15 protein-coding genes and 2 tRNA genes are annotated in these 15,932 nt (G+C 73.5%); 7 read left to right on the forward strand and 10 right to left on the reverse strand.

The features are described 5' to 3' along the window. The 5 genes from IE330_RS28070 to IE330_RS28090 all read right to left on the reverse strand — a co-directional run. Positions 1-1,431: HD-GYP domain-containing protein (locus IE330_RS28070; RefSeq protein ID WP_190138945.1), on the reverse strand; the 1,431-nt coding region annotated here is incomplete at its 3' end. A gap of 274 nt (positions 1,432-1,705) precedes the next feature. Continuing rightward, positions 1,706-2,005, reverse strand: a complete 300-nt coding sequence (gene rsrA / locus IE330_RS28075; protein WP_190138946.1) for a mycothiol system anti-sigma-R factor — start codon at positions 2,003-2,005, stop codon at positions 1,706-1,708. After that, positions 2,002-2,676 carry a sigma-70 family RNA polymerase sigma factor gene (locus IE330_RS28080; RefSeq protein ID WP_190138947.1) on the reverse strand — a complete coding sequence of 225 codons (675 nt, stop codon included), beginning with the start codon at positions 2,674-2,676 and terminating at the stop codon, positions 2,002-2,004. Before IE330_RS28080 ends, rsrA begins: the two co-directional genes overlap by 4 nt. Positions 2,677-2,951: 275 nt before the next feature. Then, complete coding sequence (locus IE330_RS28085) at positions 2,952-3,647, reverse strand: alpha/beta hydrolase family protein (protein WP_190138968.1); 696 nt, start codon at positions 3,645-3,647, stop codon at positions 2,952-2,954. A 133-nt stretch (positions 3,648-3,780) separates the two neighbouring features. Further along, the gene (locus IE330_RS28090; RefSeq protein ID WP_190138948.1) at positions 3,781-4,596 is read right to left on the reverse strand and encodes an SOS response-associated peptidase; all 816 of its coding nucleotides are present in this window, start codon (positions 4,594-4,596) and stop codon (positions 3,781-3,783) included. A 49-nt stretch (positions 4,597-4,645) separates the two neighbouring features. Between IE330_RS28090 and IE330_RS28095 the strand changes: the two genes are divergently transcribed. The 4 genes from IE330_RS28095 to IE330_RS28110 all read left to right on the forward strand — a co-directional run bounded on the left by IE330_RS28095 (position 4,646) and on the right by IE330_RS28110 (position 8,337). Then, entirely contained in the window at positions 4,646-5,368 is a 723-nt protein-coding gene (locus tag IE330_RS28095; protein WP_190138949.1) for a M50 family metallopeptidase, read from the forward strand. Between the two features lie 129 nt (positions 5,369-5,497). Beyond that, on the forward strand, positions 5,498-6,814 hold the full coding sequence (aroA, locus tag IE330_RS28100; protein ID WP_190138950.1) for a 3-phosphoshikimate 1-carboxyvinyltransferase: 1,317 nt from the start codon (positions 5,498-5,500) through the stop codon (positions 6,812-6,814). A 16-nt stretch (positions 6,815-6,830) separates the two neighbouring features. Continuing rightward, positions 6,831-7,841, forward strand: coding sequence for a ribosome small subunit-dependent GTPase A (rsgA, locus tag IE330_RS28105; RefSeq protein ID WP_190138951.1), 1,011 nt, complete (start codon positions 6,831-6,833; stop codon positions 7,839-7,841). A gap of 172 nt (positions 7,842-8,013) precedes the next feature. Further along, complete coding sequence (locus IE330_RS28110; RefSeq protein WP_190138952.1) at positions 8,014-8,337, forward strand: DMT family transporter; 324 nt, start codon at positions 8,014-8,016, stop codon at positions 8,335-8,337. Positions 8,338-8,452: 115 nt separating this feature from the next. Here the strand turns inward: IE330_RS28110 and IE330_RS28115 are convergent, their stop codons facing one another. Next, entirely contained in the window at positions 8,453-9,079 is a 627-nt protein-coding gene (locus tag IE330_RS28115) for a TetR/AcrR family transcriptional regulator (RefSeq protein ID WP_190138953.1), read from the reverse strand. Positions 9,080-9,226: 147 nt separating this feature from the next. Between IE330_RS28115 and hisN the strand changes: the two genes are divergently transcribed. Both hisN and IE330_RS28125 read left to right on the forward strand, forming a co-directional pair. Beyond that, a complete protein-coding gene (gene hisN / locus IE330_RS28120; protein WP_190138954.1) occupies positions 9,227-10,024 on the forward strand; it encodes a histidinol-phosphatase in 798 nt (265 codons plus the stop codon). Between the two features lie 791 nt (positions 10,025-10,815). After that, positions 10,816-11,211: a CBS domain-containing protein gene (locus IE330_RS28125; protein ID WP_190138955.1), complete on the forward strand. Its 396-nt coding sequence runs from the start codon at positions 10,816-10,818 to the stop codon at positions 11,209-11,211. Between the two features lie 65 nt (positions 11,212-11,276). Here IE330_RS28125 and IE330_RS28130 read toward each other — a convergent pair whose 3' ends face one another. Then, positions 11,277-12,728, reverse strand: coding sequence for a catalase (locus IE330_RS28130; RefSeq protein WP_190138956.1), 1,452 nt, complete (start codon positions 12,726-12,728; stop codon positions 11,277-11,279). A 143-nt stretch (positions 12,729-12,871) separates the two neighbouring features. On the opposite strand from IE330_RS28130, the gene IE330_RS28135 reads away from it, so the two are divergent. Beyond that, positions 12,872-13,285 (forward strand): Fur family transcriptional regulator, encoded by a 414-nt coding sequence (locus IE330_RS28135; protein WP_190138957.1) that lies wholly within the window; start codon positions 12,872-12,874, stop codon positions 13,283-13,285. 151 nt (positions 13,286-13,436) lie between these two features. On the opposite strand, the gene IE330_RS28140 is transcribed toward IE330_RS28135, so the two are convergent. The 3 genes from IE330_RS28140 to IE330_RS28150 all read right to left on the reverse strand — a co-directional run bounded on the left by IE330_RS28140 (position 13,437) and on the right by IE330_RS28150 (position 15,893). Continuing rightward, positions 13,437-13,513 (reverse strand) — tRNA-Met (locus tag IE330_RS28140). A gap of 214 nt (positions 13,514-13,727) precedes the next feature. Next, positions 13,728-15,575 (reverse strand): tetratricopeptide repeat protein, encoded by a 1,848-nt coding sequence (locus IE330_RS28145; protein ID WP_190138958.1) that lies wholly within the window; start codon positions 15,573-15,575, stop codon positions 13,728-13,730. Positions 15,576-15,819: 244 nt separating this feature from the next. Next, positions 15,820-15,893, reverse strand: a tRNA-Met gene (locus tag IE330_RS28150). Positions 15,894-15,932 lie beyond the last annotated feature (39 nt).

A 15,932-nucleotide genomic window follows, 5' to 3' on the forward strand; every position in this document is an offset into this window, starting at 1 on the left:
GCCCCGGTCGTCCGAGTCCCGGGCGGCCGCGCCCCGGTCGTCCGCGTTACGCCGGGGAGCCGTCGGGCCGGGCACCGCCCGGCCGGGCGCGGCACGGTCGGGTGAGGCCGGGCCGGGTGCGGTCGGGGCGGGTGGCGTCGGGCCTGGCGGGGTCGAGACAGGTGCCGCCGTGACGTTTCCGCCGGCCGTCACCTCCGCGTCCCACCCGCACCGGTCGAGCGCCCGGGCGAGCGCGCCGACCATCGCCGCGTCGAACTGGGTCCCGGCGCACCGCCGCAGTTCGGCGACGGCGGCCGCGACGGGGCGGGCGCGGCGGTAGGAGCGGGTCGACGTCATGGCGTCGAAGGCGTCGGCGACGGCCACCACCCGGGCGCACTCGGGGATCTGGTGCCCCTTGAGCCCGTACGGATAGCCGCTGCCGTCGATCCGCTCGTGGTGGTGCAGGATCGCCGCGCGCGCCTCCCCGAGGAAGCCGATGCCCCGCACCATCTCGTGGCCGTACTCGGGGTGCAGCTCAAGGACGCGCCGCTCCTGCGGGGTCAGCGGGCCTTCCTTGCGTAGCAGCCGGGTGGGGACGCCGAGCTTGCCCACGTCGTGCAGGATGCCGGCGAAGCGGAGGAGTTCCACGCGGTCGTCGTCCATGCCCAGCTCCCGGGCGATCAGCACGGAGGCGCGGCCGACGCGTTCGCTGTGCCCCCGGGTGTAGCGGTCCTTGATGTCGACGGCCTGCACCAGCGCGCGGATGGTGGCCCGGTGGGCGGCGCGCTCGCGGTGGTACTGGCCGAACACCCAGCAGGAGACGCCCATCGGCAGCAGCACGAGCAGCGCGGCGGGCGGGCCGTAGGGGCTGCTCCACAGGACCGCCATCATCAGGCCCGCGAGCCCGTGCACGGCGGCGGGCACGAGCGAGCCGGGCAGCAGCCCGCGCCAGGCGCGCCGGGGCGGCACCCGCTCGGCCGCGACCAGGATGCCGCCGTCGAGGACGGTGAGCGTGGCGGCGAAGCAGAGTACGGCGGCCGCGGCGGGCAGCAGCACGTACGGGAAGCCGGGTGCCGCCGTCGCCGCGGCCCCGCCGAGCGCGGCGTGCGCCTGCCCGGCCGCCCAGGCGGCGAGGGCGAGTTGGGCGGCCCGCCAGATCCGGCGCGGCCACCGCGGGTGCCGCTCGACGTGGCCGAGCAGCGCCCCGGGGACGGCGACGAGCGCGGCCGCCGCGGGCGGCAGCAGGAACACCCCGGCGAGCAGCACGGGCTGGAAGGCGGGTACGGCCCGGCCGCCCCGGGCCACGGCCCGCTCCCCGGCGGCGTACAGGAGGGCGAGTAACGCGACGGCGTTCCACGCCGTGCCGGGGGCGAAGGCGGGCGCCGCGCAGCCGGCGGCCCCGAGCGCGGCGCACAGGACGTAGCCGCGGGCCCCCGCCGGCACCGAGCGCATAAGGCCTCTCCTCCCGGTCCGCCCCGGCCGGGCCCCTTCCGGCCCGGTCCGGCCCTGACGCGGCCCTGATTCAGGTCGGGAGACTAGAACGGGCCCACGGGGCGCCAGCGCTCACAGCCGCGAATTCGCACCTTCGAGTGAGAAACCCCGGCGGAAAGGGAGAGAAACGTTCAGCCGACGGCTCGCGCGCGGTCGGCACGGCCGCCCCGGAGGAGGGGGCGGCCGGGACGCCCGGAGGCAGGGCGGCGGCCAGGGAGCGGGCCCCGGCCGTTGCTCAGGAACCGGGAGCGAGGTCCACGTCCTGGTCGGGACCGAGCTGTCCGGAGCGGATCAGCTCGATCCGGCCCATGACCTTGGCCCGCAGGTCGGCGGGCACGTCGTCCTGGCCGCAGCAGCGCTTGACCAGCTTCTTCACCGCCTGTTCGAGGCCGTACTTCTCCAGGCACGGAGAGCACTCCTCGAAGTGCGTCTCGAACTTGGTGCAGTCGCTGTCCGGCATCTCGTGGTCGAGGAACTCGTAGAGATGGTCCAGGACTTCACTGCAGTCAGTCTCGTGCGGCTCTCCGCAGCTCATGAGCCCGAGCCTTTCGCTTCGTTCGAGTCTCCGGCACCGGCCGGGACCAGGCCGCGGTCACGCGCGTAGTCCTCCAGCATGCCGCGGAGCTGGCGGCGGCCGCGGTGAAGGCGGGACATCACCGTACCGATGGGTGTACCCATGATGTCGGCGATCTCCTTGTACGCAAAGCCCTCGACATCCGCGAGATAGACGGCGATGCGGAATTCCTCCGGGATCGCCTGCAGCGCGTTCTTCACGTCGGAGTCCGGCAGGTGGTCGAGCGCCTGGGACTCCGCCGAGCGCAGACCGGTCGACATGTGCGACTCGGCGCGCGCGAGCTGCCAGTCCTCGATCTCCTCGGCGGCGCTGCGCTGCGGCTCCCGCTGCTTCTTGCGGTACGAGTTGATGAAGGTGTTGGTGAGGATGCGGTACAGCCACGCCTTGAGGTTGGTGCCCTCGCGGAACTGGTGGAACGACGCGTACGCCTTCGCGTAGGTCTCCTGGACCAGGTCCTCCGCGTCCGCGGGATTGCGCGTCATGCGGAGCGCCGCGGAGTACATCTGGTCGAGGAACATCAACGCGTCCCGCTCGAAGCGGGCCGTGCGCTCCGCGGCCGTCTCCTCCGGCTGCTCCGGCTCCTCGGAGTGACCGTGCTCAGTGCCTGCGTCGGTCCCAGTGACCGGACCCACCTCCTCCAACGACGTGGTGGGGCCGAAAGCGGTCCCACTGGTTTCGGAGGATAGACGACGACCCGCTTTGCGCGCCGCTCGAATCGGGGCCCCCTTGGGCGCGCTCAGCACGCTCCACTCCAGGTCAGCACCGCCGGAGCCGGAACCGGAAGCCGCCGGGGCCAGCCCGTCCTTGGAAGGGTGGTGGTGGGAGACGGGCGGGCAGGTGATCGATCCCATGCGGCGGACTCCCTCGTCTACGAACGCTGTGTGCTGTATGTGCACGACAACAGCCGTCACGCGGCCCCCATTCCCACCCGGCCCGTCCAGGCGGCGACGGCGTCCGTGATCCGCCTCACTGCCTCGTCCTGGCCGATGTCCGCGCGCTTGGGCACGGCGAAGGAGTGGTCGCCGAAGGGGACCTCGACGAGTTCGTACGCGTCGCTCTGCGGGAACTCGGCGGGCCTGCCGAAGGGGTCGTTGCCGCCCTGGACGACGAGGGCGGGCACCCCGGCCCCGAGCAGTTCGTGCGCGCGGGACTTCTCCGGCTTGCCCGGCGGGTGCAGCGGGAAGCTGAGCGCCAGGACGGCGGCGGCGCCGAGTTCGGCGGCGGTGCGGCAGGCGACGCGGGCCCCGGCGCTGCGCCCGCCCGCGACCACGGGCAGGCCGGGCCGCGCGAGGGCGGGCCAGAGGCCGCGCCAGCCGGTGTCGAGGGTCGTGGGCGCGGGCGCCACCTTCTTCCCCGCGACGCGCCAGGGCTGCTCGACCAGCGCCACGGTCACGCCGTGCGCGGGCAGCTCGGCGGCCAGTGCCCGCAGGTCCCGGGCCTCGATGCCGCCACCGGCGCCGTGGCCGAGGGCGAGCACGAGGCGTGGCTCGGCCGCCGGGTGCCAGGTGATCCGGGCCACTCCGGCGTCGGTGTCGACCGTCTCGGTCGTCCCGGCGGTCCCGGTAGTCCCTACCGTCCCTGCCGTCCCTGCCGTCCCGGCGATGTCGCTGTGCGTCTCACTGTGCGTCACGCCAGAGAGTGTGCCCTAGAAGGGAGCGCCCGGTTCCGGTCCACGGGGCGTCCACACGGGACGGGGGCGCCCGCCCCGGCCGGAAGACGGGAACGTCCGCTCCCCGTCAGAAGAGCGTGCCCTCCTCCGGCCCGTCCAGTTCCTTCAGCAGGTCCGGCCCGTTGTTGCGGACGTTGCTGACGGCCGTCGAGACGGGGTAGGCCCGCAGGAGTCCGGCGGGCGGCGGCTCCAGCAGGGGCCGCACCTCCTCCACCTCGGTGCGCGCCGGGTCGAGCCAGGCGTCCCAGCGGTCGGGCGTCAGCATCAGCGGCATCCGCGGATGGATGTCCGCGAGGGAGCGCGGCCCGTTCTCGGGGGCGTCGGCGAGCGAGGTGGTCTCGGCCTCCGTGGTGATCACCGAGCAGGTCACCCACCAGGCCAGCGGGTGCTCGTCGGGCAGCGTGCGGTCGCGCCAGAACTCGTACAGACCGGCCATGGCGAACACCGAGCCGTCGGCGGGCAGCACGAAGTACGGCTGCTTGCGGGGCCGCTTCTTCTTCCCCTCGACCTCCAGTTGCCGCTCGGCGCTGCCGGTCACCCACTCGTAATAGCCGTCGGCGGGCAGGATGCAGCGCCGCGCGGCGAAGGCCCGGCGGTAGGACGGCTTCTCGTGCACGGTCTCGGCGCGCGCGTTGATCATCCGCGCGCCGCCGTCCGGCGTCTTCGCCCAGGACGGCACGAGCCCCCACTTCAGCTTGCGGAGCTGGCGAACCGGACGCGGGTCCTCGGCGTCTTTCAGGGGACGGTCGAGGACGGCGTAGACCTCCTTGGTGGGAGCGACGTTGTAGTCGGGCTCCAGAGCCTCTTCCGGCTCCCACTTCTCGACCTCGAAGATCCCGGCGAGATCCTCGGGGCCACGACTCGATGCATACCGTCCGCACATACGTGCCACACTGCCACGCCGGGGCCGACGACAGGGAGCCGATCCAGTAATGCACACCTCCGCCTCCGCCAGCCTGAGCGACCTGTGGGACCGCGTCGTCGGCACCCAGGCGGCGCCCGACCGGTGGCTGGTGATCGCCACGGCCGTCGCCGCGCTGGCCGCCGTGCTCCCGCACCGCGTGTGGCGCGTGGCCCGCAACGCCGTCACGATCGCCCACGAGGGCGGCCACGGCCTGGTCGCGCTGCTCACCGGCCGCCGCCTGGACGGCATCCGGCTGCACTCCGACACCAGCGGCCTGACCGTCAGCCGCGGCAAGCCCACCGGCCTGGGCATGGTCCTCACCGCCGCCGCGGGCTACACCGCTCCCCCGCTGCTCGGCCTCGGCGGCGCGGCCCTGCTCTCCGCGGGGCACATCACTGCGTTCCTGTGGCTCGCGACGGCCCTGCTCGCCGCGATGCTGGTGATGATCCGCAACGCGTACGGGGCGCTCACCATGGTCCTGGCGGGCGGCGCCTTCCTGGTGGTCTCCTGGCTGGCCAGTACCGACGTACAGGCCGCCTTCGCGTACACGGTGGTGTGGTTCCTGCTCCTGGGCGGCGTACGGCCGGCCTTCGAGCTCCAGACGAAGCGGCGGCACGGCGGCGCCGGGGACTCCGACGCGGACCAGTTGTCCCGGCTGACGCACGTCCCGGCCGGGATGTGGCTGTTCCTCTTCCACGTCGTGTCGCTGTGCTCGCTGATAGGCGGCGGCCGCTGGCTGCTCACGGCCTGACCCGGCACCCAGGACTGGCGGGGCCGGCGGGGCCGACCGGGGTCGCCCCCTATCACTTCTCTGTTTCGCCTGGATTTCACCACTTTTGATCAAGTTCTGCGGTCGTCGTCAGCCACTAAAGTGAGGGGCATGACCGTGAACCCGACGCACACCGCCCTCTGGCCAGCCCCGCACGCGAGCGGAGCCGTCGCCGCGACGGTCCACGTGCCGGGCTCGAAGTCGGTCACCAACCGTGGCCTCGTCCTCGCCGCCCTGGCCGCCGAGCCCGGCTGGCTGCGCCGCCCGCTGCGGTCCCGCGACACCCTGCTGATGGCGGCCGCGCTGCGCGCCATGGGCGTCGGCATCGAGGAGGGCGTGGGCCCGGACGGCACCGGCGAGTTCTGGCGCGTCATCCCGTCGGGCCTGCACGGCCCGGCCACGGTCGACGTGGGCAACGCGGGCACGGTGATGCGCTTCCTGCCGCCGGTCGCCGCGCTCGCCGACGGCCCCATCCGCTTCGACGGCGACCCCCGCTCCTACGAGCGCCCGCTGCACGGCGTGATCGACGCGCTGCGCGTCCTCGGCGCCCGCGTGGACGACGACAGCCGCGGCGCGCTGCCGCTGACCGTGCACGGCGGCGGCGCCCTGGACGGCGGCCAGGTCGAGATCGACGCCTCGTCCTCGTCCCAGTTCGTGAGCGCCCTGCTGCTCTCCGGCCCGCGCTTCAACCAGGGCGTCGAGGTGCGGCACGTGGGCAGCGCCCTGCCGTCCATGCCGCACATCCGCATGACCGTCGACATGCTGCGCTCCGCCGGCGCCCAGGTCGACACCCCCGAGTCGGGCGGCGAGCCGAACGTCTGGCGGGTCACGCCGGGCGCCCTGCTCGGCCGGGACCTGACGGTCGAGCCGGACCTGTCGAACGCCCAGCCGTTCCTGGCCGCGGCCCTGGTCACCGGCGGCCGCGTGACCATCCCCGACTGGCCCACGCGCACCACCCAGCCCGGTGACGCGCTGCGGCAGCTCTTCACCGAGATGGGCGGCTCCTGCGAACTGACCGAGCACGGCCTGACGTTCACCGGCTCGGGCCGGGTGCACGGCATCGACGCCGACCTCGGCGAGGTCGGCGAGCTGACCCCGGGCATCGCGGCGGTCGCGGCCCTCGCCGACTCGCCGTCCACCCTGCGCGGCGTCGCCCACCTGCGCCTGCACGAGACGGACCGGCTGGCCGCGCTCACCAAGGAGATCAACGAACTGGGCGGTGACGTCACGGAGACCGCCGACGGCCTGCACATCCGCCCGCGCCCGCTGCACGGCGGGGTCTTCCACACCTACGACGACCACCGCATGGCCACGGCGGGCGCGATCATCGGCCTCGCCGTGCCGGGCGTACAGATCGAGAACGTCGCGACGACGGCGAAGACGCTGCCCGACTTCCCCGACCTGTGGACCGGGATGCTGGGGAACTGACGGGCGGACTGGAACCATGCGCCGCTACGGCAAGCACACCGACGAGGACGACGTCCGGGTCCGCCCCAACCGCAAGGGCAACCGTCCCCGTACGAACATCCGCCCCAAGCACGAGGACGCCGCCGACGGCATGGTCCTCACCGTCGACCGGGGCCGCCTGACCTGCCTGGTCGGGGACCGCATCGTGATGGCCATGAAGGCCCGCGAGCTGGGCCGCAAGGCCGCGGTGGTCGGCGACCGCGTCGCCCTGGTCGGCGACCTGTCCGGCCAGAAGGACACCCTCGCCCGCATCGTCCGCATCGCCGGGCGCACCTCGGTGCTGCGCCGCACCGCCGACGACGACGACCCGTACGAGCGCGTGGTCGTCGCCAACGCCGACCAGCTCGCCGTCGTCACCGCCCTCGCCGACCCCGAGCCGCGCCCGCGCCTGATCGACCGCTGCCTGGTCGCGGCGTACGACGGCGGGCTCACGCCGCTGCTCGTGCTGACCAAGTCCGACCTGGCCCCGCCGGACAAGCTCCTGGAGCTGTACGGCGACCTGGACATCCCCTACGTGGTCACCAGCCGCGCCGAACTGGAGAGCGGCGAGGCGGTGGAGCGCGTGCGCGCCGAACTGGACGGCAAGGTCACCGCGTTCGTCGGGCACTCCGGCGTCGGCAAGACGACCCTGGTCAACGCGCTGGTGCCCGAGGACCGGCGGCGCAGCACCGGCCATGTCAACGCGGTCACGGGCCGCGGCCGCCACACCACCACCTCCGCGCTCGCGCTGCCCCTGTCCGGCGACGCGGGCTGGGTCATCGACACCCCGGGCGTGCGCTCCTTCGGCCTGCACCACGTGGACCCCTCACGGGTCATCCACGCCTTCCCCGACCTGGAGCCCGGCACCGCGAACTGCCCGCGCGCGTGCAGCCACGACGAGCCGGACTGCGCGCTGGACGCGTGGGTCGCCGAGGGGCACGCGGACCCGGCCCGGCTCTACTCGCTGCGCCGGCTGCTCGCGACACGGGAGCGGCACGAGGGTGACTGACGGGTGACCGACCCCCCTCGCCGCAAGGCTGTTCGCGGCGGGCTCCCCTGAGGGTGACCCGATCTTCGCGCTGTTTACACCCCGGGCGGCGAGGTAAGGGCATAATCGCACCAAGATTCTGCCAAGCTCTGGCGAAGCGGTCACGGATCGTAAGCATGCGGGAGGCGCAACCATGGCGTGGCTGCTGGTCATCGTCGCCGGGATCCTCGAGACGGGCTTCGCGGTCTGCCTGAAGTTGTCGCACGGCTTCACCCGGATCTGGCCCACCATCGCCTTCGCCTGCTTCGCGCTCGGCAGCTTCGGCCTGCTCACGCTGGCCCTCAAGAAGCTGGACGTGGGCCCGGCGTACGCGGTGTGGACGGGCATCGGCGCCGCGGGCACGGCCATCTACGGCATGATCTTCCTCGGCGACCTGGTCTCCACTCTCAAGATCGTCTCGATCTCGCTGGTGATCGTCGGCGTCATCGGCCTCCAGCTCTCGGGCTCGGCCCACTGAGGCAGTCCGCAGTCCGCAGTCCGCAGTCGGCAGCCGAGTCCGGTCCGCCGCGCTCCCCCGCCGGGCCGGGACGACCGCGGCTGACGGCCTCTCGCCAGGGCCGGGACGACCGCGGCTAACGGCCTCCCGCCGGGGCCGGTCCGCCCAGGCTGCGGACGACGACACGCCGGACGAGCTGCGCCGAGTCCTCCTCCCGGGCCGCGGGCGCCACGACGTACGACAGCGCGACGCGCACCGCGCTCTCGCAGGCCCGGGCCAGCTCCTCCGTCTCCGAGGGGCGGCCGCGCTCGGTCAGCGCGGCCATCGCCCGGTCCCGTACCTGGGTGAGCAGTTCGCCCGGGCTCGGCACGCCCGCGTCGGCGCGCCGCTGTGCGGGCACCGGGGAGCTGGACACCGCGGCCCTGCTCGGCGCGGGCAGCCGCTCGCTCCAGAAGCCGGTGAGGACCGCCCGCACCAGGACGTTGTCCCGCGCCGCGCCGATGGTCCACGCGCTCACCGCGGCGAGCCGGTCCACCGGGTCCCGCGCCTGCGCCAGGGCCCGCTCGACGCCCCGCAGATAGGTGTCCGTCTCGCGGCGCAGCAGGGCCCGGGCGAGGCCGTCCTTGCTGCCGAACTCGTTGTAGAGCGTCTGCCGGGACACCCCGGCCACCGCCGCCACGTCGACCATCCGCACACCGGCCCACGGCCTGCGGGCCAGAGCGGTGTACGCCGCGTCGAGCAGAGATTCCCGCGCTGCAGGCATCGTCGCCTCCGGCTGCCCAGGGCCGCTGCGGCCCATGCGGTTCTGCTCGTCAGAGTTGACGCGCCGCGGAGCACTGTCAAGGGGTCCGGCGCGCGGCGCCCGCTACGCGTTGTGGCTCGCGCGAAACGGGATCGATACTGTTCACCCATGCCCGACTACCACGATGACCTGCGTCTCGCCCACGTCCTCGCGGACGCCGCCGACGCCGCGACCATGGGCCGGTTCAAGGCGCTCGACCTCCAGGTGGAGACCAAGCCGGACATGACGCCGGTGAGCGAGGCCGACAAGGCCGCCGAGGAACTGGTCCGCGGCCAGCTCCAGCGCGCCCGGCCGCGTGACGCGATCCTCGGGGAGGAGTACGGCATCGAGGGCACGGGCCCGCGCCGCTGGGTCGTCGACCCGATCGACGGCACGAAGAACTACGTCCGCGGCGTCCCGGTCTGGGCCACGCTCATCTCCCTGATGGAGGCGGGCGAGGGCGGCTACCAGCCGGTGGTCGGCGTCGTCTCCGCGCCCGCGCTCGGCCGTCGCTGGTGGGCGGCGAAGGGCAGCGGCGCGTTCACCGGCCGCAGCCTGACCTCCGCCACCCGGCTCCAGGTGTCCAAGGTGGCCCGGCTCCAGGACGCGTCGTTCGCCTACTCCTCGCTCAGCGGCTGGGAGGAGCAGGGCCGCCTCGACGGCTTCCTCGACCTCACGCGCGCCTGCTGGCGCACCCGCGGGTACGGCGATTTCTGGCCGTACATGATGGTCGCCGAGGGCTCGGTGGACCTGTGCGCGGAGCCGGAGCTGTCCCTGTGGGACATGGCGGCGAACGCGATCGTGGTGACGGAGGCGGGCGGCCGCTTCACCGGCCTCGACGGCACGCCCGGCCCCCACAGCGGCAACGCGGCGGCGTCGAACGGCCTGCTCCACGACGAGATGCTCGCGTACTTGACGGGCCGCTGACCGCGGGGCGCACGCCCCCGGCGCCCGCCACCTGGGCTCGCGGCGTGCGACCACGCCAGGCGCGACCGTGTCGCGCGCGAAGTGCCGTGGCACCGCGTGCCGCCCGCCCTGTGCACCACGTACAACGCGCCGCGCGCCGTGCGCTTCGTGAGCCGCGTACCGCCTGCCGCGTGCCGTACGCACCACGTGCCGCGCGCGTTCCGGGGCGTACCGCGCGCGGTGTGCTGGGGCGTACCGCGTGCCGCGTACCGTCGGCCGTACGCACCACGTGCTGTGCGCCCTGCGCCGTACGCCCGAGTGCCGCCCGCATGGAGCCGCGCGTGCGGTGCGCCATGCGCCGGGTACACCGCGTGCCGTACGCACCCCGTACCGCCCACCCGTACACACCACGCGCCGCGCGCCGTACGCATCGCATGCCGTGCCCCGCCGTGTCCCGTGCGCCGGGCGCGGTGCGCACCGAGCACCGCGCACGCACCACCGCACACGCACCACCGCACACGCGATGGCCACACACGCCGCCCGCGGTACGCGGCCCGCACCGACCCCGACGTACCCGAGCGCCGCCCTCCCGCACGCCCCCCGCGCCCGGGAAGGGGCCTGCTCCCGCGTGCGCCCCGGCGGGAGGAGGGCCGGCGAACTGCGCGCCTCCGCCCCCTTGTTGGCGCCTCGCTTCGCTGCGACTCTGAGAGTCCCCCCACTTGTGAACTTGTGAATCCTTTCTCTTGGCAATGCCGTTCCCAGCCCCCGGCATGCCCGAGGCAAAGGAGACACCAAGGAGGTGGCTCACGCCCATGCTCGTCCGTGACGCAATGAGCACGTTGGTCCTCACCATCGGCCCCACGCACACCCTCCGTCAGGCCGCCCGGCTGATGGCGGCGCGCCGCGTCGGCGCCGCGGTCGTCTTCGACCCCGACGACACCGGCATCGGCATCCTGACCGAGCGCGACATCCTGACCTCCCTGGGACGTGGCCAGGACCCGGACCGGGAGACCGCGGGCGGGCACACGACGACCGACGTCGTCTTCGCCGGGCCGGTCTGGACCCTGGAGGACGCGGCCCAGGCCATGACGCACGGCGGCTTCCGGCACCTCATCGTGCTCGACGGCGGCGAGCCCGTGGGCATCGTGTCGGTGCGCGACATCATCCGCTGCTGGGCGCCGAGCCGACGCCCCGCCCCGGTGGCCTGAGCACGGCGAACGGGCCGGGCCCCCGAGGGGGTCCGGCCCGTCTTCGTTCGGCGAGGGCCTGGGTGTCAGCCGCGCAGGGCCTGGACAGCGGCCTCCAGGCGCTTGCCGAAGTCTCCGTCCGCCTGACGGAAGTTGTTGATCGCGCGCTCGGCGATGTCGTCGCGGGAGACGCCCGCGATGCTGCCCGCCAGGTTCTCGATCAGACGGGTCTTCTCGTCCTCCGTCATCAGCCGGTAGAGGTTGCCCGCCTGGACGAAGTCGTTGTCCTCGGCGTGCGTGGGGGCCTCGAAGTTCCCGGTGACGCCGGTGACCGGGGTCGGTGCCCACAGCGGCCGGTCCGTCTGGAAGGGGCCGCCGAAGGAGTTGGGCTCGTAGTTCTTCGCGCCCTTGTGGCGGCCGTCGTACATGACGCCGTCACGGCCGTGCGTACGGGCCTCGGTGGCGTGCGGGCGGTTGACCGGGAGGTGGTCGGCGTTGATGCCGACGCGGTAGCGGTGGGCGTCGCCGTACGCGAAGAGGCGGCCCTGGAGCATCTTGTCCGGCGACGGGCCGATGCCGGGGACGAAGTGCGCGGGCGAGAAGATCGCCTGCTCGACCTCGGCGAAGATGTTCTCCGGGTTGCGGTTGAGCTCCAGCTTGCCGATCGTGATCGGCGGGTAGTCCGCGTGCGGCCACACCTTGGTGAGGTCGAACGGGTTGAAACGGTAGTTCGCCGCCTCGGCCGCCGGCATGATCTGCACCTGCACGGTCCAGGACGGGAACTCGCCGCGCTCGATCGCCTGCCGCAGGTCGCGCTGGTGCGAGTCGGGGTCCTTGCCCGCCAGGATCTCCGCCTCCTGGGCGGTCAGGTTCTTGATCCCCTGGTCGGTCTTGAAGTGGTACTTGACCCAGAAGGCCTCGCCCGCCTCGTTCGCCCACTGGAAGGTGTGCGAGCCGAAGCCGTCCATGTGGCGGTACGACGCCGGGATGCCGCGGTCACCGAAGAGCCAGGTCACCTGGTGCGTGGACTCCGGGCTCAGGCCCCAGAAGTCCCACACGTTGTCGGCCTCCTGGGAGCCCGTGTACGGGTCGCGCTTCTGGGTGTGGATGAAGTCCGGGAACTTGATGGCGTCCTTGATGAAGAAGACCGGGGTGTTGTTCCCGACGAGGTCGTAGTTGCCCTCCTCGGTGTAGAACTTCAGCGCGAAGCCGCGCGGGTCGCGCACCGCGTCGGCCGCGCCCAGGTTCCCCGCGACGGTGGAGAAGCGCAGGAAGACCTCGGTCTCCTTGCCTATCTCGGAGAGGAACTTGGCCCGCGTGTAAGGGGTCACGTCGGCCGTCACCGTGAACGTGCCGTACGCGCCCGCGCCCCGGGCGTGCACGATGCGCTCCGGGATGCGCTCGCGGTTGAAGTGCGCCAGCTTCTCCAGGAGGTGCTGGTCCTGGACCAGCACGGGACCACCGGCGCCCGCGGTCTCGCTGTTCTGGTTGTCGGCGACCGGCGCTCCGGCCTCGGTGGTGAGGGGTCCCTGCGTCACGTGCGCCTCCTGCGTCTTCTGCTGCAAATCCTGTCCCGCGGCGTTTGCCGAACTCGATCCTACACTAGACACTGTCTAAGTCAAGCAAGCATCCAAAGTCACACTCGTTCGGGACCTGGTCCCCTGGCTGTTAGGCTGGATTCATGAGCGACCTGTTGGAACGACTGCGCGGACGCGGCTGGCGGATGACCGCACAGCGGCGCGTCGTGGCCGAGGTTCTCGATGGGGATCACACGCACCTGACGGCGGACGAGGTGCACGCGCGCGCCGTCGTGAAGCTGCCGGAGATCTCCCGGGCGACCGTCTACAACACGCTGGGCGAGCTGGTGTCGCTGGGCGAGATCATCGAGGTCTCCACGGACCGCAGAGCCAAGCGGTACGACCCGAACGCCCACCGGCCGCACCAGCACCTGGTCTGCTCCCGGTGCGGCGCGATCCGCGACGTCCACCCGACGGGCAACCCGCTCGCGACGCTGCCGGACTCGGAGCGCTTCGGCTTCACGATCTCGGACGTGGAGGTCACGTACCGGGGCGTGTGCCCGTCGTGCGCCTCGTAGGCGATGCCGTGCGCTGAGACGGAATGAAGAGGGGCCCGGCACACTCGGTGTGCCGGGCCCCTCTTCGTGTGCCGCCGTCCGTGGCCGTCGCGTACAGCGACCACAACGACGACCGGGGCCGGACCCTGTGAAGGATCCGGCCCCGGTCTCTTGGTAGCGGGGACAGGATTTGAACCTGCGACCTCTGGGTTATGAGCCCAGCGAGCTACCGAGCTGCTCCACCCCGCGTCGGTGAACCCAACAGTACGCCACGCCCACGACCAGCGCAAATCGCTTCCCGGGCGGCGCCGAGGGCCCACCAGGGCGGGTGTCGCGGACCCGCCGGGGGTGGGCACGGCGGACCCGGCCGACCCACCAGAGGCGGACGCAGCGGGCCCACCAGGGGCGAACGCGGCCGACCCGCCAGGGACGGACACGGCCGAACCGCGCCGCCCGGCCCGCCCTACGCCGTGAGTTCCTGGCGCAGGGCCTCGCCGAGCCGCGCCGCCCGCTCGGCGACCTCCGCCGGGCCGAGGTCCACGGCCCGCGCGGCCCAGCGCTGGCCCTCCGCGAGCTGACCGCGGCGGGCGTAGAGCAGGGCTCCGCGCAGCGCCGCCCGGCCGTGCCCGGCGTCCGCGGCGCGCGTCCACCACAGCGCGGCCTCCGGCTCGCTGCCCTCGCGGGCGAGCAGGAGCCCCAGGTTGAACGCGCCGTTCCGGCTCCCGGCCTCCGCCGCGAGGCGGTACCACCGCGCGGCCTCGACCACGTCGCCGCGCCCGGCGGCGAGCATGCCGACCCGCACCTGGGCCCGGCGGTGCCCCTGCTGTGCCGCGCGCTCGTACCACTCCTCGCACTCCGACTTGCGCGCCACCGGCTCGCCGAGCGCGTGCGCCGCCGCGGCCGGGCGGCGCGCGTCGAGCACGGTGCCGAGCCGGTAGGCGGCCTCCGCGCTGCCCGCGCCCACCGCGCGCCGCAGGTGCCTCTCGGCCTCCAGCTCGTCGCCCTCGCGCAGGCGCGCCGTGCCGACCTGGAGCGCGGCCTCGGTGTGGCCCGCCGCCGCGGCGCGCTCGTACCAGCGCAGCGCCTCCGCGTCGTCGCCCCGGCTCGCGTACAGGATGCCGAGGTTGAACGCGGCGTCCACGCTGCCCGCCTCGGCCGCCTTGGAGAACCACGGCTCGGCGCCGGCCGCGTCGCCGCCCTGGAGCAGCAGCACGGCGAGCGCGTTGGCGGCCTCGCGGTGCCCGGCGTAGGCGGCGCGGCGGTACCACTGGTCGGCCTGCGCGGTGCGCTTCTGCTCGGCGCAGAGCAGGCCGAGGTTGTACGCGCCGTTCACGTCGCCCGCGTCCAGGGCCGCGCGGTACCAGCGCTCGGCGGTCTGGGTCTCGCCGCGCTCGGCGTGCAGCGCGCCGAGGGCGTTGGCCGCGTTGCCGTCGCCGTCCTGGGCGGCCTTGAGCCACCACACGGCGGCGTTCGTCTCGTCGCCCGCGTCGCGCAGCAGGAAGCCCAGGGCGCAGGCGGCCTTGGCCTCGCCGTCCTTGGCGGAGGTCAGGTACCAGCGCCCGGCCTCCTTGAGCTCGCCGCGCTTCTCCAGGATGGCGCCGAGGTGCAGGGCCGCGCGCCGGTGCCCGCGCGCGGCGGCCTGGCGGTACCACTGCTCGGCCTGCTCCACCAGAGAGCGGTCGCCTTCGGGGCGCGTGTCCCGTCCGGGGCGGGCGCCGCGGGGGGCGCGCGTCTCGCCGTCACCGGGGCCCTCCTGCTCCGCGCGCCGGTCAAGGGCCCGCGCCAGGCGGTACGCCGCCTCGCGGTGGCCGCGCTCGGCGGCGGCGCGCATCCAGCGCTCGGCCCCGGCGTCGCCGCGGTGCTCCAGGAGGTCGGCGAGGGCGTACGCGCCCAGGGTGTGGCCCTGTTCGGCGGCCTGGCGCAGCCAGTACTCGGCGGCGGGCTCGTCACCGCGCTCGCGGTGGTGGCGGCCGAGCGCGTGCGCCGCCGCGGCCGAACCCGCGACGGCGGCGATCCGCCACCAGCCGGCCGCCTCCTCGACGTAGCCGCGCTGGTGCAGGAGGACACCCAGGTTGTTGGCCGCGGCGCGGTCACCGGCGGCGGTCGCCGCGCGCAGCAAGGATTCGGCACCGTCGAGGTCACCGCGGCGCAGGAGCAGGCTGCCCAGGACGCTCATGGCGTCCACGTCCCCGGCCTCGGCCGCGGCCCGGTGCCGCATCTCCTCCGCCACCGCCCCGGGATCCTCCCGGTCGGACGACGGTACGAAACGCCCAGTCTCCAACAGAGTTGCCTTGTCCCCCATAACGTCCATCGTCGCACCACCTGCAACCTGGGTACACCTGGTATACCGCAGCCAGTGAGGTCACTTCAGCGTTTTGTCGACATGCCCACAGAGAGATAAGTGAAACACAGCTTTCCTCAACTCCCCCCGCGCGGAGCACTCTTCGCACGAACCCCACACCACTGGCACGAGCCCCCGGCACAGTCCACGCGGGCGGCACCCGGACATGCCGAAGGCCCGGATCCTGCTGGAGGATCCGGGCCTTCGTCATGAGTAGCGGGGACAGGATTTGAACCTGCGACCTCTGGGTTATGAGCCCAGCGAGCTACCGAGCTGCTCCACCCCGCGCCGTTGTGTACGTCACCGTATCACGGCGCGGGGCGGGAG

This window comes from Streptomyces longispororuber (assembly GCF_014656095.1).
Lineage (GTDB): Bacteria > Actinomycetota > Actinomycetes > Streptomycetales > Streptomycetaceae > Streptomyces > Streptomyces longispororuber.